At 43.7% G+C, this 17,632-nt stretch carries 15 protein-coding genes; 6 read left to right on the top strand and 9 right to left on the bottom strand.

From position 1 onward, the window contains the following. The first annotated feature begins 28 nt into the window (after positions 1-28). Positions 29-1,339: a peptidoglycan DD-metalloendopeptidase family protein gene (locus FTW16_RS09880; RefSeq protein ID WP_146490912.1), complete on the top strand. Its 1,311-nt coding sequence runs from the start codon at positions 29-31 to the stop codon at positions 1,337-1,339. Positions 1,340-1,445: 106 nt separating this feature from the next. On the opposite strand, the gene FTW16_RS09875 is transcribed toward FTW16_RS09880, so the two are convergent. Beyond that, on the bottom strand, positions 1,446-3,290 hold the full coding sequence (locus FTW16_RS09875) for a putative bifunctional diguanylate cyclase/phosphodiesterase (protein WP_146490911.1): 1,845 nt from the start codon (positions 3,288-3,290) through the stop codon (positions 1,446-1,448). 161 nt (positions 3,291-3,451) lie between these two features. Further along, positions 3,452-4,348: a LysR family transcriptional regulator gene (locus FTW16_RS09870; protein WP_146490910.1), complete on the bottom strand. Its 897-nt coding sequence runs from the start codon at positions 4,346-4,348 to the stop codon at positions 3,452-3,454. A gap of 108 nt (positions 4,349-4,456) precedes the next feature. Between FTW16_RS09870 and FTW16_RS09865 the strand changes: the two genes are divergently transcribed. The 3 genes from FTW16_RS09865 (at position 4,457) to FTW16_RS24725 (ending at position 6,533) form a co-directional block, all read left to right on the top strand. Further along, positions 4,457-5,662 (top strand): multidrug effflux MFS transporter, encoded by a 1,206-nt coding sequence (locus FTW16_RS09865; RefSeq protein ID WP_146490909.1) that lies wholly within the window; start codon positions 4,457-4,459, stop codon positions 5,660-5,662. Between the two features lie 100 nt (positions 5,663-5,762). Continuing rightward, positions 5,763-6,113 (top strand): hypothetical protein, encoded by a 351-nt coding sequence (locus FTW16_RS09860; protein ID WP_017057980.1) that lies wholly within the window; start codon positions 5,763-5,765, stop codon positions 6,111-6,113. A 285-nt stretch (positions 6,114-6,398) separates the two neighbouring features. Beyond that, entirely contained in the window at positions 6,399-6,533 is a 135-nt protein-coding gene (locus FTW16_RS24725) for a hypothetical protein (RefSeq protein ID WP_261383431.1), read from the top strand. Positions 6,534-6,691: 158 nt separating this feature from the next. Here the strand turns inward: FTW16_RS24725 and FTW16_RS09855 are convergent, their stop codons facing one another. The 3 genes from FTW16_RS09855 to FTW16_RS09845 form a co-directional block, all read right to left on the bottom strand. Further along, a complete protein-coding gene (locus FTW16_RS09855) occupies positions 6,692-7,309 on the bottom strand; it encodes a glutaredoxin domain-containing protein (RefSeq protein ID WP_146490908.1) in 618 nt (205 codons plus the stop codon). 69 nt (positions 7,310-7,378) lie between these two features. Beyond that, complete coding sequence (locus FTW16_RS09850) at positions 7,379-8,269, bottom strand: DMT family transporter (RefSeq protein ID WP_146490907.1); 891 nt, start codon at positions 8,267-8,269, stop codon at positions 7,379-7,381. Positions 8,270-8,423: 154 nt separating this feature from the next. Continuing rightward, on the bottom strand, positions 8,424-9,377 hold the full coding sequence (locus FTW16_RS09845; RefSeq protein ID WP_060980515.1) for a porin: 954 nt from the start codon (positions 9,375-9,377) through the stop codon (positions 8,424-8,426). Positions 9,378-9,754: 377 nt separating this feature from the next. Here FTW16_RS09845 and FTW16_RS09840 point away from each other — a divergent pair, with 377 nt between their 5' ends. Then, entirely contained in the window at positions 9,755-10,774 is a 1,020-nt protein-coding gene (locus tag FTW16_RS09840; RefSeq protein ID WP_146490906.1) for a succinylglutamate desuccinylase/aspartoacylase family protein, read from the top strand. A 309-nt stretch (positions 10,775-11,083) separates the two neighbouring features. Here FTW16_RS09840 and FTW16_RS09835 read toward each other — a convergent pair whose 3' ends face one another. The 4 genes from FTW16_RS09835 to FTW16_RS09820 form a co-directional block, all read right to left on the bottom strand. Then, complete coding sequence (locus tag FTW16_RS09835; protein WP_146490905.1) at positions 11,084-11,803, bottom strand: DsbA family protein; 720 nt, start codon at positions 11,801-11,803, stop codon at positions 11,084-11,086. 128 nt (positions 11,804-11,931) lie between these two features. After that, on the bottom strand, positions 11,932-12,501 hold the full coding sequence (locus tag FTW16_RS09830; RefSeq protein ID WP_146490904.1) for a protein disulfide oxidoreductase: 570 nt from the start codon (positions 12,499-12,501) through the stop codon (positions 11,932-11,934). A 3-nt stretch (positions 12,502-12,504) separates the two neighbouring features. After that, on the bottom strand, positions 12,505-14,568 hold the full coding sequence (locus tag FTW16_RS09825) for a protein-disulfide reductase DsbD family protein (RefSeq protein WP_146491181.1): 2,064 nt from the start codon (positions 14,566-14,568) through the stop codon (positions 12,505-12,507). A 914-nt stretch (positions 14,569-15,482) separates the two neighbouring features. After that, a complete protein-coding gene (locus tag FTW16_RS09820; protein WP_017062732.1) occupies positions 15,483-15,731 on the bottom strand; it encodes a hypothetical protein in 249 nt (82 codons plus the stop codon). 252 nt (positions 15,732-15,983) lie between these two features. Here FTW16_RS09820 and FTW16_RS09815 point away from each other — a divergent pair, with 252 nt between their 5' ends. After that, positions 15,984-17,588 (top strand): mechanosensitive ion channel family protein, encoded by a 1,605-nt coding sequence (locus FTW16_RS09815; protein ID WP_146490903.1) that lies wholly within the window; start codon positions 15,984-15,986, stop codon positions 17,586-17,588. Positions 17,589-17,632: the final 44 nt, after the last annotated feature.

Genomic DNA, 17,632 nt, shown 5'->3' with positions numbered 1-17,632 from the left:
CTTTATATCGTAGAAAGACCTGTTTACCGTGTATTCAAAAATATTTCCCTCTGCGTTTGCTGAGCTTTCACCTGTAAAAAAAGTAGCTATTTTAGGGCTGCCACTTATTGCAGCGATTGGTGTTGCTTTGCAATCTTCACAATCGGATCTGACGAAAACGATCGATCTTGATTTACCAGACTCAACCGTTATTGAGTCCATTCTGTCACCTTCTTCTGTTACCGTTATTGAGCCACCGACATTTGAGTATCAAATTCAAACGGGCGATAACTTGAGTAGCATTTTCACTCAACTTGGATTTTCTTATAAATCGATGATGAGCGTGATGGAAACCGATTTAAACTTTCTTGCGTTAGATACGCTTCGTCCGGGCAATACCTTACGTTTCTGGCGTGATGAAGCGACGGGTGAACTTTCCAAAATGGAGCTTCAATTTAGCGTCGCAGATAAAGTGGTTTATCGACTGCTTGATGACGGTAGCTACGAATTCGAAGATATTTCTATTCCGGGTGAATGGAAGCAAAAGCCTTTAGTGGGTGATATTCAAGGCAGTTTCTCGATGTCGGCTAACAAGGTTGGCCTGAATAGTCTTGAGATTGATCATATTGTTACTCTGTTGAAAGATAAGCTTAATTTTAGCCGTGATTTGCGTGTTGGTGATCAGTTTGAAGTGCTTCAGAAAGCGCAATTTGTTGATGGTGTTGCAACCGGAAAACGTGAAATTGAAGCAATTAAGATCATGAATCGTAATCGTGTTGTGTCAGCGTATTTACATACTGATGGGCAATATTACGATGCCAATGGCGATAGCTTGCAGCGTGCTTTCCAACGTTACCCGGTGAGCAGTGGTTGGCGTCAAAGTTCTCAATTTAATCCTAAGCGCTTACACCCCGTGACTGGGCGAGTCTCACCGCACAATGGTACAGATTTCGCGACGCCGATTGGCACCCCAGTTCAAGCGACGGGTGATGGCAAAGTGATTATGACTCGTAAGCACCCATACGCTGGTAATTACGTGGTTATTCAGCACGGTAGTACTTATAAAACACGCTACCTACATTTGAGCAAGATCCTCGTGCGTAAAGGACAAACGGTGTCTCGTGGTCAGCGCATTGGTTTATCAGGTAAAACTGGCCGAGTGACCGGCGCACACTTGCACTACGAGCTAATTGAGCGCGGTCGTCCTGTGAATGCAATGACAGCGAATATCCCTATGGCAGATTCTGTGCCTAAAAAGGAAAAAGCGACGTTTGTAGCTGCAAGAGATGAAGCTGATAAGCTATTGAAGGCAGCGTTAGAAACTCGCAATCTAGCAATGGTTAATAATGCTAGTAAGTAGCTAGCCATTAAACTGTTTTAAAGCCGCAAGAGCATCACAAAGCACAGTCAGTGTTAAGTGATGCTCTTGCGGCTTTTTAGTTCTCAATAGAAGGTTCGGTAAGGGTTTAAACTAAAGGCTCTGAGTGCGCGACATAGCTAACGATAGCTTCAGGTCGCATCGGGGGCGAGTAGAGATAGCCTTGAATTTTGTCACACCCCATTGCGTGCAGTTTTTCTAATTGCTCACGCTTCTCAACACCTTCCGCAACCAAAGATACATCGAGCCTATGGGCTAGTTGAACAATCAACCAGACAACGCTCTCGGATGTAGAGCTTGTTAGTAAGTTACGAATAAAGGTTGCATCAATTTTAATGCAATCGATAGGGTAGCTGTGGATGTAGTTCAAACTGGAGTAGCCGGTACCGAAGTCGTCGAGTGCAATCGTGAAGCCTTGTCCTCTCAGAAAGTTAAGAGCGGATTTAGTCTCTTGCGTCGGAGAGAGTAGTACTGTTTCGGTTAACTCGATAACAAACTCATTCGCCTTAAAATGGTGCTGTTCAATAGTTCGAGTCAGGTATGAGATATAACGTTTCGAATCGGTGAGCTCGTGCGCGGAGCAGTTAATTCCAAGCTTAACCTTGTAGCCCAAGCCTTGCTCTAGTGTGGTTTTTGCACGGCACACCAACTCGATGATGCGTTCTCCCAGTTCTACAATCAGCCCTGATTCTTCTGCCACTTGAATGAACTCCACAGGCGATATATCACCATGTTTGTTCGTTTTCCAGCGAGTAAGTACTTCGAAATATTCCCATTGAGTATCAGCTTGACCCACGATCGGCTGCACAACTACGTACATGCCATTACCATTGGGTACATAACTGCCTGAAATAGGACTCTCAAGCTCACTTCGTAAGGCGGTGATTAACTCGGTTTTCCTTTGATAACGGACCCTCAAGTGAGTGTCGTAACATTGAATGTGGGTATCTTGGCTGTGTTTACACTCTTTAAGTGCCAAGCTAGTGTTAAAGATGATCTGTTCTACGTCCTTGTCACCACCATCTGAACGGGCGATGCCGATACTAACGTCGAAATCGATTTTAATATCAACATTACTGTAACCTTGTTTTATCTTGGCTAGGATTTGCTCGCAAACTGCTATTGGGTCCGAATGATAGGTAATGAAAGCAAACTCATTGCCAGCAGTCCGGAAAGTCAGATTGCTTTCGGGTAAGGTTCTACGCAATGTTTCTGCGACAAATTGAAGTACCTTATCGCCAATATAATTGCCGTGCATGTCATTGATGGCTTTGAAGCTATTGATGTCGAGCAGGGCGAGCGAGAATGGAGTGACGCTCTGTTGAGTGATCGATTCCAAGGTATCAGACAAGCAGCTTCGGTTTAGTACCCCCGTTAAGCTGTCGTGTGATACTTCGTAACTGAGTTGATTAACCAGTTGTTCAGAACGGTCGTTGAACCACATTTCACGCAAGGTGTGGATGATGATGTCAGCGAACAATTGGTGGTGTTTTATCACGTCTTGTTGTTGAACTGGACTTAGAGGCGAGGTAAACGTTGAGAACAACACCCCCATCACTTCACCACTTTGAGTACGAGTAGGGATCGCGATGGAGTTTTGTGAGGTGATTTCCTGCCTAAATGCCGATGTTGGCAATGACTGGACGACATGCTGAGCAAACGAGCAATCCGGGTGCCTTTGATTGACTGCTTGTTGGTAGATCTGCCCATGACGTGCGTTGATTTTATCATGCAGTACATGGTCAGAGTGGGCGATCACCAAAGGAACGATTTGATCTGGGAAGTGCTTCTTCTCAATGATGCTGGTGTACTGAGTACCAAAGGTTTGATGTAAAGTAAGTACGGCTGACTCTAAAAGGTCGATACCTTCCAATTTCAGTAAACGACCAATGCGCTCTGTGTCTATCATGCTGTTATGCGTATGTTGAGTCATAGTCACCATCCTTAGTTAACCAGATTCACTGTGTAAGCTGTATGTGTATGATCTTGTCTATACGATTTTGGCACTACGCAGTCTTAAGTTTTAGCACTTATATGCGTCTAGTTTATTATTGTTCGTGTTGTATAACTTTTCAAATTAAAATGTGACTTATTTCACAGAGCCTGAGTGCTGCGCTCTTTGTCTAGCCTCTCTTTTAAATGATCCAGAAATAACTTGGTTCGCGTATGTGAGTAATCAAGCTTAGGGTAATACGCGTAAACCATCACTTCGTCGGCGGTTATATTTGGTAATACTGGAACTAACGTCCCTTGTTTAAGATCTTCTTTGATCATCGCTTTGATGGTTAACAACACTCCCATTCCTCGCTTCGCAGCATGAAACAAAGCTTCTGGATTCGTGGTAGCAAAGTTGCCGTTTAAAGTGATGCGTTGCCCTTTGGTTAGCGTGACTTCACGGGTTGGACGCTCTCCCCAGATTAAAGAATTATGCTGCTCTAAATCTTGTTCGCAGGTGGGGTAACCGTGTTTGGCGAGGTAACTCGGTGCGGCATAGAACCCCGCTTTGTGCTCAAACAAGGGCGTTTTCTTGAAGCTTAAAGAGTTGAGCTGTTCCAATTCTCGGCTGATCACCAGATCCAATCCAAGTTCAGGTAATTGTCCTGAAGTGGTGGTGATGAGCTGTACCTTAATATCTGGATACTTTTCTAGGAAATCGTCCATGTGTTGAACGAGAAATTTAGAGCCAACTGCGATGGTTGCTCCAATTTTTAATAGGCCTGCGGGAGTCTGGTTAACTGAGCGAGTTTCATCAATGATTGACTGCCAGTTATCGAGCTGATCTTTGGCTCGTTGGTAAAACAGCGCGCCCGCTTCGGTTTGGCTAATCGAGCGGGTTGTGCGCTTCAGTAGCTGAGTCCCGATGCGTTCTTCGAGCCAGTTTACCCTTTTGCTTATCGCTGAGCTGGTGGTATTGAGTTTACGCGCAGCACCATTGAAACTGCCTTCTTCCACCACTCTAACGTAGCTCTTTACGTTGAGAATCCAATCCATATTGTTTCCTGTTAGGACTTAATTAAATTCCAATTTGGTTAATTATCAATTACTGGTTTTGAATATAAACTTATATCATGAACAAATATCAAACGAATAGGGAATTTTTTGAGCCAATCGACCTTTAAAAAAACGCCGTTACTCTTAGCAATGATGATTATTGCTACGGGGCAGGTAGGTGTGAGTATCTATTTGCCATCTTTGCCGTTAATTGCTTCTGACTTAAGTGTGACTCAGGTAGATGTACAGCTGCTCGTCACGCTGTTCCTTGTGGGTTTTGGCCTGTCTCAGCTATTTTATGGACCTATGTCTGATGCGGTGGGAAGACGGCCTATCTTCTTGTTAGGCCAGGGCGTTTATTTGATTGGTACTATCGTTTGTGTCGTGTTTTCTGACAACATGCTGGCGCTAGAGGTTGGCCGTTTGTTGCAAGGTTTAGGAGCGGGTAGTGCTTCGGTTCTCGGACGAAGTGTGCTCCGCGACAGTTATGATGGCCCTCAACTGACCAAAGCGTTGTCTTATATCTCGATCACCGCTTCGATCATGCCTATCATTGCGCCTGTATTTGGTGGTTGGATTTCATTTCATCTCGGGTGGCAAGCGGTGTTCCTGTTTGTTCTACTGTATCTACTGGCAATATTCACTCTGGGTTACTTTGTGTTGCCTGAGACTTTGCCATATGGAAAGAGTCGCTTTGATGCCTGCCAAGTGGTGAAGAACTACGGACGCTTGTTGACTAACCGCCAAGTGTTGACCAGTGCCAGTTATAACTGGATGAGCTACATGGCAAGTTTGGTATCTTTATCGCTGTTTCCATTCTTAATGCAAGAGCAATTGGGGCTGACTGCCGCAGAATACGGCACATTGATGATTGTCCCTTCGGCAGGCTTGCTGGTAGGTAGCGTCGCTTTAAACTTGTTCAATCGTAGGTTTAGTACACCTCAACTGATGAGCCTAGCTATCTTGATTATCTTGGCGTCGGGAACTTGGCTTTTGACTCATGAGTTATCCATCTTTAACTTAGTTTGGGCGTTTACTTGGCTGACTATTGCGCAGGGTATCTCTTTTCCTCTCTCTATTAGTATGTTGTTGGAACCACATAAGAAACAAGCTGGTGCGGTATCTGCATTGTCGGGTTCAATTCAGATGTGTTTGGCGGGTTTACTTGGTGGGTATCTCGTCGAGAGTTGGGTGACGACTTACCTACAGTTAGGTGTGTTCTACTTGATTATAGGAGGAGCTATGGGGGGCGTGCTTTGGTCTTCAACCAAAATGAACAAGAAAGATGATACTGTTGAAGTGGAATATAGTTAAATGCCTAGTCCACTATCGTCCAATGCACCATCGTTAATACGTTGTATTTGTGTTGATGGTTTTCTACAATGCTTCGGTCCATTGAATAGGTAAAAACAAAATGCAGCAAAATGAATTTGAAGTACTGGTAAAAGCTATCTGCGCACTAGATGGCCTGCCTCAAGCGCTTGAGCTATTGAAATCCAATGAGGATACAGAAGTCGCTGAGGCTGCTGCATCACTGACTGGTCAATTTGCACTAGCTGAAGTGGAAGGCGAAAAGCGTATTTACCACGTGACGCTTCAAGAAAATGAACAAGGCGAAGAGCAAGAGTACATCGAACATGTCATGAATGAAGGCGATGACTTAATCAAATTTGCAGCTTGGTTCTTTGAAACAATGTTTGAATTGAAGCAAAAAGACACATACCAAATTGCTGGTAAAACTTACAGACAGCCAAAGCGCAGCTAGGGTTCTTAGTAAAGTATTTTAGAAAGCAGCTCTCTGAGCTGCTTTTTTTTATAAGCGTCTAAATCAATGTGTTGGACTGTTATTAGGAATGGAGCATTAAGCTCAAACCAGAATTCAGGTTAACTCATTGATATACATAGACAGTGCTGATTAGCACACAGACAAAATTAGGTTTATTGCAAATCAATGGCTCTCATTGCATTAAAGTGTGATTTGGGTCTTGTTTTTGGGCGTTTTAAGTGTAAAATCCGCGCTAAGAAAAGTTGATTATGTGCGGAGATAAGCATGAATTACGAACTAGGCTATGCATACCTTGGTCAAATGGCAGCAAAAAACATGATGCACGAAGCATTGTATGGCAAGCCAAAGCCAAAAAAAACATCATTCCTTAAGCGAATGATGAAGAAAATGGCTAAATAAGCATTTTAAAAAACGGAATTTTAAAAGGCCTTAAACATCTATGATGTTTAAGGCCTTTGTCGTTTTAGCGATTGATGAAGTTCATCGCCCTGTTTTGTTGTGGATGGACACAAAAAACACTGATTAATTCACGATTGGATTTATAGCTCTGTGTGAGCTTAGCCTGCTGATTGGTTGGACAGATCGACAACATTATTTGGGATGCTATCTAAGCCATTCTCTTTCATCCATGCATCTAAGTTGTCTGCTCCACCGATGTATTTACCATCGAGCCAGATCTGAGGGACAGTTACTGGTGTTTTCTCACCAATGTGCGCTTTTACCTCTGGAATCATACGATACAAAGCTGCGCTGTCTTTTACGACATCGTGGTATTGGTACTCAACACCCGCTTCATCAAGCATTTTCTTTGCTTTGACGCAGAATGGGCATGTCGCTTTCCCGTAAACAATGTTGCCTGTTAGGGTATCTCTTTTGGTCCACTCTTTGATTACTGATTGAACGAGCACGCCGCGATTGAGTGCTTCGCCTTGGCTGACGACTTTACCTTCAACGACAAGAATTGGCGCATGCCAAGAACCCAGTTTAAGCGGTTCCCACCAATGAGATAACCAATCTTTCACTTCCAGTTCGACATCGACATCGGCTAATTCATTCTCAAAAGTGTCCTTAAGAATGTCTTTAGTAAGGGTACATTCTCCACATGGGATATTGACTTTAAATGGACCCCAGCTGCCTGCCCAACGGTATAGTGTAATCTTGACTGGTTTCTTCATGGTTACGACCTCGTTTAAAATTCTCTTATCAATATAGAACGGACAGTAGCGTTATTTATTTCATTAGCTTTAAACTTTCTTCGATTTCGCTGGCCTTTTTGTTTCCCAATGGGTAATAAAAGCAACTGACGCAATGATAATCGCAGCCCCTAGCCATAAACGACCTGGTGGAACCCAGCTGAAGACTAGCCAACCAGCCAAGACATTAAGTGGTAATTTCGCGTGATCGAACGGTTGAACGAAAGAGGCATCAGCCACCGAGTATGCTTTTACGATTGCCCATTGTGCAAGCGCAGTCATTATGCCAATGACAGCTAATATTCCCCAGATAGTGCCACCGCTCGGAGTTTGCCAATCAGGAACTGCGAGAAGAAGGTTGAAGGGTGTAATCAGGAGAAGAAGGTAAACCACCATGGTTGATGGGCTGTCTTGCGAGGAGAGCTTTTTCACCATAAGAGAGTAGCACGCCCAAAAGAATGCAGCGCCAACTGGCAGTAGCGTTGCCCAGCTAAAATCTTCTGCCCACGGTTCCAAAATAACCATGGCTCCCACGAAACCCGCCAAGGTTGCACCCCAACGAGCAGCGCCCACTTTCTCTTTTAGAAAAAGCCCAGAACCTATAGTCGCGAATAAAGGCGAAGTCATGAGAAGGGCAATACCTTGCCAAATAGGCACTGGGTAAGCCAGTGCCCATATCCAAAGTTGAATACCAATAACAGACAAGAAGACACGAAATACGTGCAATTTTAGGTTGTCGGTTTTTAGTGCGCGGCGAATCCCCAGCGTTTTCAGATAAGGAAGAATCGCGAACAACGCGATAGCGTATTGAATGACGGCAACGGTAGTAGAAGTCAGTCCGAAGTGAATGCTAGCTATTTGGGTTAGGCTATTAATAATGGCAAAGGCTAGGCCTGCGGTTAGCATCCAGCTAGCGCCTTGGATCGGATGGTGTTGTGACATGATGCTTCTAATTATTTGATATGGTCCACCTATGATACGGATTTAGCAAGACTTAACCAGAAAAAGCATCGATGAAGTTAGTCAGAATATTTGAACAAGAAAAAGGTTGAGCCATTGCCCAACCTTTTTAGTCTCTATCTAAAGTCGATTTAGATTAGAAGTCGTAACGGATGCCCGCTTGTAGCTGGTCATCTTTATTGTCTAGCTGTTCAAACTTGTAACCAGCATAGGTACGGATGTGGCCGTTAAACTTATATACTGCTTCAATAGCAAAGTTATTTGCTTCTTCGTCAGCCGCTTTATCGAACTCACCGTAGTTGTATACACCAATTAGTGATAACTGCTTAGTTGCTTTGAAGATAGCTGAAAGCTCGTAGCCAGTGTAATCTTCATCTGCAACTGAAGCCATTGTGTATAAGCCACCAACAGTAAACGCATCCATCGAGAATTGAGCTACAAGGTTAATCTGGTCATCATCGAAGTTACCATTCTTTTGGGAAACGTAACCAGCACCAAGGTCAAAAGCGCCTAGGTTGTACATAGCAGCAAGACCAAAGCTGTCCGCATCTTTTTCATCGGCTGCGATGTAGTTTGCTTGAACTGTCAACGCGTCAAATTCGCCAGAGTAAAGGAAGTTGTTTTCGCGTTTGTCTTTGTTACCAGCGACAGCATCAGCGGCATCTGCACCAAATGTAGCCATCGTATCTGTAATATCTGTCAACATTACTTGAGCTGAGTCTTGCTTACCGTAAGAAAATTCTCCGAAGTTGGTACCAAGACCAGCAAAGAAGTAACGGTTAGTAAGTGAGTCAGTTTTTTCTCCGTTAACACCAACAGCTGTGTCTCCTGTAAACTCAGCTTCATATTTACCAAAGCCGTATAGTTCATCAGAAACTTGAGTTTTTCCTGAGATATTTACGCGGGCACGTGACTTGTCTTTAAAAGAGCTGTCAGACGCACTTTCGTTGTTATCAGAGACGTTGAAGCGAGCTTCCGCACGACCGCCAATTTTAAGTTCCGTACCATCCGAGCTGTAAACTGTTGCTGCTAGAGATGAACCTGAAACTAGTGCCGCTACCACTGCAGAAGCTAGAACTGCCTTTTTCATAATCACTTACCTTGTATTTTAAAATCCGTGAGCAATGTGCTCTCCGTTTCGATATGAAGCTAATTTAGAACAGCTAAATTAAGCTTTCATTTCTATAAAATTACATTTTCGTGAATGGGGAACTTTTTTAAGTGTTGATTTTATTGCACTTTTATTTCATCAGACTGAGTGTTCTGTGAATAGTTATACAAGTTGCGTGTATTTCAAAGGTCACATTGACAAGTTTTACCTTGGAATCACGTATGTCGATGCTGGTGAATTTTGGGAGCGCTTTAGAGCTTGTTAATCTGATTAACTGCTTGTACTGGTTAAGATATCCTCTATGATGCAAAAACTTAGAAGAGAATAGATTTTGCTCAACAAGATGGAGACGTTGGATGAAAACAGAGTACTTAGGCGATGTTTTACAAGGCAGACAGGTTATTGGCTCTTTGAATGTTGAAGACTTACCCGTTGGAGAGCATCAGTTTTGGTTTCAAGTAACCAGTGATGGACTAGGGCAGCCTAAGAATATGCCGGTTTCTGTTTTCAAAGGCAGCCAAGATGGCCCTAAATTGATGATCACTGCCGGCATTCACGGTGATGAGCTAAACGGTGTGTTGGCTGCTCAGCAAATTATCCGTGACTTAGTGGGTAAAACCCTAAAAGGCTCGGTAACGATTGTGCCTACGGTGAACTTGTCAGGTTTGTTGAACCATAGTCGTGACTTCGTCTCTTCAGATCCTGGCTCATGTCCTGCGAATCTTAATCGACTCTTTCCGGGTGATGCACATGGTTTAGCTGCGGAGCGCTTTGTTGCGTCTCTGTGGGATCGCTTACTTAAGCTCAATGCGACATTCGCTGTTGATCTCCATACTCAAACTCGTGGCGCGGTCTACCCACTTTATGTGTTTGCTGATTACCGAATTGAACAATGTTTGGAGATGGCAAGGTTGATGCAACCTGATTGTGTGCTTAATGATCCTGGCGACCCGGGTATTCTTGAAACGGTTTGGAATCGAAGTGGAATACCAAGTATCACGGTGGAAGTAGGCATGGGTAAGTTTACTCAGCCTGAAATGATTCAAAGAGCAGTAGACGGCGTTTTGAATATGCTCTCCTATTACGAGATGCTTGAAGTTGAGGGAAAAGATCCGTTGGGGACAAGCCAGTTGCCGAGTATGGATTGGATTGAAGGTAACAATGTGGTATCTATTCGTGCTGATATTGGTGGTTTTGTTCTGCCTCAGGTCGAGCTTTTACAAAGCGTGGAGCAAGATGATTTGTTAGCAATTCAATATGACGCTTTTGGTAATGAGTGTCGCCGCTATCACGCGCCATCTGCTGGATGTGTCCTTAGCTATAACGTGGATGCGTTAAGGGAACCGGGTGCACTTGTTTGTCGCTTGCTGAGTTAGGGTTCAGTTGATTGGACGTTTTCGTGTTAATGCGCTGTGTCGCCATCTAAAACACGCAAAAAAAAGACCGAGCAAGGGGCTCGGTCAAAAGACAGTTGTCTAGAGTAAGCACGTCTTGGACTCATCGACAGAACTGCTTTTAGAGTAGCGAGTGTAGATTAAGAATCCATTGCAAGATAGTGACACTTCGACTGCTTTTCTGTTTCAAAAATAATATTGAAAACATTATTTTAAGCTCATCAAAATGCCGACTACGAGTCGGCTTTTTATTCACTTCTCTTTCGAATTTTTATCTCTGTCTAAACTCGATTAAAAAGCGTCGTCCACGATATCTTTAAGTCGGTCATAAGGCACATATCCCGGTAAAACATTTCCGTTCATCATCATGGTTGGAGTGCCTGTTAAACCTAGAGCGCTAAAGGTTTGGTGGTTAGTGGTTAGAACCTGGTTTTGTTCTTGAGTTGTTTTTAGCTCCGCCTCTGTTCCCGTCTTCTTGGCGACTGCTTCTAGTGAGCTTTTCGAGTGAATGCCGCTTTTCGCCATCAGCAATCTATCAACTTCAGGGAATACTTCTGGGTTATCTTTCCATACTTTCATCGCGTATAGCGCTGCGTTGGTGTTTAGACCCGAAACCTGTTGCTGCTTAAACGATAAGTACACGTTGATCACTTTAATATCGCTGTTTTCAGAGGCTAATTGAACCAAGCCTTTTTCCAAGCGCTTACAGTAAGGACAGTTATAGTCTGTAAAATTAATAATGACCGATTTGCCATCCGGATTGCCCGTGATTGGGTGAGCGTCATTGTTGTATAACCAATCATGGCTTTCCGCTTGGGCTTTCTTCGCTTGCTCTTGACCTGCTACGTACTGCTCTAAACTGGTATGCAACCCAGAGATTGTTGAAGGGTTCTCTTTCAGGAATTGATTAATTTCTTCAAGTTGTTGAGTTTGCTCTTTGTTTAATTCTGCGAAGGCATTAGTACTCAATAGTGAGCCTAAAATCAGTGCGCTTATCAGATGCTTTTTCATATTGTCTTTTCTCAAATTCGTGATAATCGTGAGCGCTTATTGGGTTGCGCTCACATTAATGTTGTTTGTTAAACGGGCTGAATCGCTTTATTCACTTAGCTTTGCTCTGTTTTTTCTTTGTGAGCGAGTTAGGCAAAGTAGGTTCTTAACCACAGCCCTATAGGAGAAGTAACGCCTGTTGCGATACTGCTGATCTTTCCGTCTTTGATGATGACGATGCTTGGAGTGACATTAACGCCCCAACTTCTGCTGATTGACCCAGAAAGATCATTGATAACAGGGAAGTCATACTCTTTTGCATCCAAGTAGCGCTGGACACGCTCGTCTGGGCCAGACGATAGAGCGACCGAAACCACCTGATGGGAGTCGTTGAAGCTATTGACGGCTGGGCTCACAAATTTGCAGGCACCACACCAAGTCGCCCAAAAATAGACAATGACAGGCTTACCATTTTTGCTTAGCTCGATAACATCAATATCTTCCCCTTGGAGCGATTGACCCACAATTGGAATCGCATCGCCCTGAGGCATACTTCTGCTGTGATAAAAGTCCATGGCAAATGAAACCACGCCAACGATAAGTATCATTGAAACCAGTTCCTTTCCCCACTTCTTAAGACGACTTGGCTTTTTGGCCTCACTCTTTACAGTGCTGTCTTCAGCCGTGTTAGATCTCTCTTCATTGTTGGGAGTCTTCATCAGTTATCTCGCAGCATCGATGGCTTGCACGACAGTGTCACTGTTGAGAATGACAGGAAGTGGAATACCGCTTTTATAGCTTGGACCGTAGACGATATTAAATGGCACACCAAATCGCCCATTACTTTGTAAGTATTGGGTGACACTTTCACTTGGTGTCGTCCAATCGCCTTTCATCAAAACTATGTCTTCTTGTTGTAGGTGGCTGTAGACAGGATCTTGAAGGATGACACCGATCTTGTTGGCTTTACAGGTGATACACCAATCAGCCGTCACATCGACAAAGACCGTTTTGCCTTCATCAACGAGCTGAGGGATTTGCTTCGCATCCAGCTTTTGCCAAGCGAGATCGTCAACAATGGGTGTCGCCCAGTTATCAGCGGTGACACTACCGACGATCAATGCAGCACCAAACACCAAGGTTGTGGTTGCCATGATAGGAATCAGTACCTTTCGGCCCAGTTTCATGCCAATCCAAACTAGCACTGAAATCACGATAAATAGCGACAGCAGGATAGTCGGGAATTTACCAATGAATGGATTCAGAAGGCTTGTTAGCCAAAGGCTGGTAATGAACATCATTAAGCCAAATACCAGCTTAACTTTGAACATCCACGCTCCAGGTTTTGGAAGCAACTTGGTTAGGCTTGGGAATAGCGCAAAGATCAACCAAGGCGCACTCATACCAATACCGAGTGCGATAAAGATAGCCCATAACTCTTGGTAGCTTGCTCCGAGTGCATACGCGACTGCGGTTCCTAGGAATGGCGCGCTACACGGCGTTGCTAACAGCGTCGCAAACATGCCTTGAACAAAGTGGCCTGAATGTGAGTCATCGCCTTTGGTTGCCATCCAAGTGTTTAAGCCTGATGGTAGTCTGAATTCGAATAACCCAAGCAGGTTAATCGAGAACAGCAAAGTGATGATCAGCATGAACCCGATGAACCAAACATTTTGGAATTGGATTCCCCAACCAATCGCATTACCACCCATTTTTAGAGCTGTCATACCTAGGGCTAACAGCGCAAATGATGTAATGACACCTGAAGCAGAAGCTAGGAATGACAGTCGAATATGACGATTAGATGCACCTTGGTTTTGAATGATGCTGTTTAACTTCATTCCTAATACTGGCAACACACATGGCATGATGTTGAGGATCAAACCACCAATTAAAGCAAAGCTAATCATTGCCAGAAAACCGTTGTTGCTTGTTTGATAAGTGATCGGTTGTGACCCAACTTGAGCCGTCATCTCTTCGGCAAAATTACTGTCTGAAACAGTGACACTCACTGTACGGTCCGTTAAGTCGACTTCACCGATCCAGTTGCTCACATCAAATACGGCTGTCATTGTATTGTCTGTGATGTGGACGCTTGGTTGAGAGAAGAAGTCATCAATCACTTCTTGCCCGTCAATCAACACCATAGGCTTATCCCAGCCATCTTTACTTGTCAGCTGAGTAACTAATTGCTGCTTGCTCTTATCCCAAAACAGACCGTTCACCGCAGTGCGGTTAGCTTCTCGTGGCGACTGGCTCATGCCTTGGTTGAACAAAAACATCGCTTCTTCATCGAGCGCTAAAGTTTGTGGGTCAATCGGCAGTTCGATATCGTAATCGGTTAACACACAGATATTGGTACACGACGGAAAGGTAAACGACGCCCTGAATATTGCAGGCTTTGTGTTGTCTTTCAGGGTTAACGTGACAGGAAAGCTGACGTGCTTTTTGTAACCTAACGTCATGACGTCAAGCTGTTCGTAATACTTAGGTATCGGCCAATGCCAATCTACTGACTCAATGTTTGTTGAACCAGACCAGTCCCAGCTTGGCGGAATGCCACCTTCGCCTGGGCTACGCCAATAGGTTTTCCAGTCGCCGTCGAGCACGACATCGAGCACGGTTTGGATCTTAGAGCCGTCATCCGACTGTTCACCTGTCGACATCATTCGCATCTTAACAGGCGGATGCTCAGGCACACTAAGCCAGCCCGTTGTCTGTGCCAAGGCGGTAAATGACGTCATAACCAAAAGGGCAGTGACTAAGGTTTTCGCGCATGTACGCATAGAGAATGCCAATGAATCGACAAACTTAGTTAGTAGTGTGTTGTACACAAATGTATCTCCAAAAAATAAATAAATAGGGTGTAGTAGCCCGGTTATTTACTCTCTAAATATACAGTGAGTTAGGTGTAAGCGGAGTTTTGTAGGTCGAGTAGAGCGATGATTATCTCTAGATAACCTTGAGATGTGAGGCGGTAAATTAAATGCAACAGCAATAATAAGTACGAATGGGATCAGCCAGCTGGTTTTTGGGGCGGCAAAGGTCAGCATTTTTGAACTTAGGCTGCATGAACTTGAATTGGGTGAAGTTAACATTTTAGAGGCTTCTAAACCGAAAACACTGGCGTATAGAGCGGCCATTTTTTCTGAAGAAGCGATGTCGGTTTGAGGGTTACTGGCTTCCGTGTGAGTTTGTGCATCAACTAGGATAGATTGACCAATGAGAGAAGTTGAAATCGATACTTTCTTTACAGATAGCGTACTTGCCAGACAGGTTACGATAACCAGTCCGGTAAGAAAGAGCGCCCAAAGCGAATGCTTTTGTCGGCGATTCTGTGTAGATAAGAAAAGTAATGGTGTATTTAGCAAATCAGTCAGTAATCGAATCAGTTAGTAGCTAAAAGCGAGCTCGTTGGATTGTGGCTAGCTTAGATAAGTTCTCTTCGCGCCACAAGTCATAAAATTGTTAAAGTGAAACTATGTATTAGTGCGGGAAACAGCAGATATAGGATAAACGCCGTATAATCACCAACTCACGCGAATACGACATTGAGCTCTAGTTAAAGTTCACAACAATCGGCAGTTATCGCGAATTTATTGTGTATCGAGTGGTTTATTTTCCAAGAGGCGATACAAAAAAGCCCAACAGGCCGTAGATGAACGTGTTGGGCTTTAATCATTAGGACTATTGGAAAAACTTAGTGAGTGCGGCGAGGGCCGTTACGTACCAAGTCTTTACCGTTATCAAAGACTTCTTTGGTGATCCAACGAGCAAGTAGAACTTTATGGCTGCTGTTGAATACAGCAACGAAGTGACGGCCATCAGAATTATTGGTTGCCATGCCTACACCTTCAACGCCTTCAAGGCCTAAACCGCCAGCTTCCACTGAAATTAGGAATTGCTCTAGTTCTTCTAGAGACTCAATAATATCAAGTTCGTTGTTCATTTTTATGCTCTCTTGCTGTGAGCCAACATCGTATTTAAGGCGCTTTAGTGCATGTGCCCGAGTGAAGATATTGGCCATTGTTCTTTGTTGGATGCGTACTCTACAGGTCATAAGTGGGGATTGGAACTCTCAAATATTAGAAGCTGTCTGATAATTTGCGAAGTTTTAACATAACATACGTTTAAATGCTTGTTATCCATCTTCTTTTTACTACTATTTATAGGGTCAATTTAGACAGTAATAGGAATTAATATGATGAAGGTTTGGCGTTGTCTATTGTTAATGTTGGCGTTTGTTGCATTTGGAAGTTTTGCACAAAGTGTCGATAAAATAGCAGAAGTACAAGATCAATTAATGCTCGATCTGGCAACATTAGAAACGGCGCATGATGCAGAGAAGCCCTTTCTTGAGGATATATTAAGGCGTAAGAATCAAGCCTTACGTGAAGAGATATTCTCTCAATTATCATCTGACAAAAAAGATGGACTTGATGTCATTCTTTCTCAGCAGGTTGAACTCTTAGAAAAACTGTTGGCATTGAATGAAGTTAAAATCGTTACATTGAGCAAAGAAAATCGTTCAGCTGAAGGTGATGTTAAGAAACGTCTTGAATTACGCATTCAGAAACGAATCGGAATGATGGACACCTATTACCAACAGCTCGCTAAAACATTAGCGTGGTCAAAAGAGCGTGGTGTTGATGTAGCTGTACCGGAAAAAGCTCTAAAAGTTGACTTGGTGTCTCGCTCTAAATACCTGACTAATGCCATTCTTTACACAGACACACAGCGACAAGATCTAGAAGCGCGTTTGTCTTTCGTGAATGAAGAAGAGAAAGCGACCATTAAAAAGGAGCTTGAGCGTTTCAGCGAGCGTACTAGTGTCATGGTGTCGAGCTTAGAAGAAACCATCACACTAATGGAACCGTTTGGCGTCGACGTGACTTCTTACAAGCGAGTGTTGCTGGCAACGACGGGAGACATTAACGCCGATGTATTGGATGTTGATGTTGCACTTGAGTTGTTGGATGGTTGGCTTCGTTCGTTCAGTTCATGGGCTTTTGAAAATACCCCTTCTTTTATCGTTAAACTCGCTCTGTTTCTCGGTATTTTGTATGTAACTCGCCTTATAGCTAACGTGGCTCGTAAGACCGTTCGTAAGAGTGTTTCGCACTCTAAAATGGACTTCAGTGTCTTGATGCAGGACTTCTTCGTATCCATTGCATCTAAAGCGGTCGTGTTTATTGGTTTGCTTATTGCGCTGTCTCAAATAGGGATAGAGCTAGCACCACTTCTCACTGGTTTCGGTGTTGCAGGTGTCATCATTGGTTTCGCATTGCAAGATACGCTATCTAACTTTGCATCGGGTTTGATGATCTTGATCTACCGTCCTTATGATGTGGGCGACATGGTTAAAGTGGCGGGCGTGCAAGGCACGGTAAAAGATATGAGCTTAGTGTCGACGACCGTTCAAACTATCGATAACCAACGCTTGGTGATCCCAAACAACAAAATCTGGGGTGACGTGATCAACAACATCACGGCAGAGCGTGTGAGACGTGTTGATATGGTTTTCGGTATTGGTTACTCAGATGATATCGATAAAGCGAAAGCGGTATTGAACGACATCATTGTTGCACACCCTCTAGTGTTGAAAAAACCAGAGCATATGATCAAGCTTCATACCTTGAATACGTCTTCTGTAGATTTTGTCGTAAGGCCTTGGGTTAAGACTGATGACTACTGGGATGTGTATTGGGATGTGACGGAAACCGTGAAGAAACGCTTCGATGAAGAAGGCATCACGATTCCATTCCCTCAACGAGATGTACATATTTACAATCACGAAGAGAACTAAGCGAAAGAGCTAGTACGAGAAGCAATTTCGAAAAGAGCGATTAC

The sequence above is a fragment of the Vibrio sp. T20 genome (genome assembly GCF_007858795.1).
Taxonomy (GTDB): Bacteria; Pseudomonadota; Gammaproteobacteria; order Enterobacterales; family Vibrionaceae; genus Vibrio; species Vibrio satsumensis.
This window is presented reverse-complemented; position numbering and strand designations above follow the sequence as displayed.

Bases quoted from the DNA above. Each gene is read 5' to 3' on its own strand.
- FTW16_RS09875 (WP_146490911.1), bottom strand. From the start codon at position 3,290: ATGACTCAACATACGCATAACAGCATGATAGACACAGAGCGCATTGGT.
- FTW16_RS09870 (WP_146490910.1), bottom strand. From the start codon at position 4,348: ATGGATTGGATTCTCAACGTAAAGAGCTACGTTAGAGTGGTGGAAGAA.
- FTW16_RS09860 (WP_017057980.1), top strand. From the start codon at position 5,763: ATGCAGCAAAATGAATTTGAAGTACTGGTAAAAGCTATCTGCGCACTA.
- FTW16_RS24725 (WP_261383431.1), top strand. From the start codon at position 6,399: ATGAATTACGAACTAGGCTATGCATACCTTGGTCAAATGGCAGCAAAA.
- FTW16_RS09855 (WP_146490908.1), bottom strand. From the start codon at position 7,309: ATGAAGAAACCAGTCAAGATTACACTATACCGTTGGGCAGGCAGCTGG.
- FTW16_RS09850 (WP_146490907.1), bottom strand. From the start codon at position 8,269: ATGTCACAACACCATCCGATCCAAGGCGCTAGCTGGATGCTAACCGCA.
- FTW16_RS09845 (WP_060980515.1), bottom strand. From the start codon at position 9,377: ATGAAAAAGGCAGTTCTAGCTTCTGCAGTGGTAGCGGCACTAGTTTCA.
- FTW16_RS09840 (WP_146490906.1), top strand. From the start codon at position 9,755: ATGAAAACAGAGTACTTAGGCGATGTTTTACAAGGCAGACAGGTTATT.
- FTW16_RS09835 (WP_146490905.1), bottom strand. From the start codon at position 11,803: ATGAAAAAGCATCTGATAAGCGCACTGATTTTAGGCTCACTATTGAGT.
- FTW16_RS09830 (WP_146490904.1), bottom strand. From the start codon at position 12,501: ATGAAGACTCCCAACAATGAAGAGAGATCTAACACGGCTGAAGACAGC.
- FTW16_RS09825 (WP_146491181.1), bottom strand. From the start codon at position 14,568: ATGCGTACATGCGCGAAAACCTTAGTCACTGCCCTTTTGGTTATGACG.
- FTW16_RS09820 (WP_017062732.1), bottom strand. From the start codon at position 15,731: ATGAACAACGAACTTGATATTATTGAGTCTCTAGAAGAACTAGAGCAA.
- FTW16_RS09815 (WP_146490903.1), top strand. From the start codon at position 15,984: ATGATGAAGGTTTGGCGTTGTCTATTGTTAATGTTGGCGTTTGTTGCA.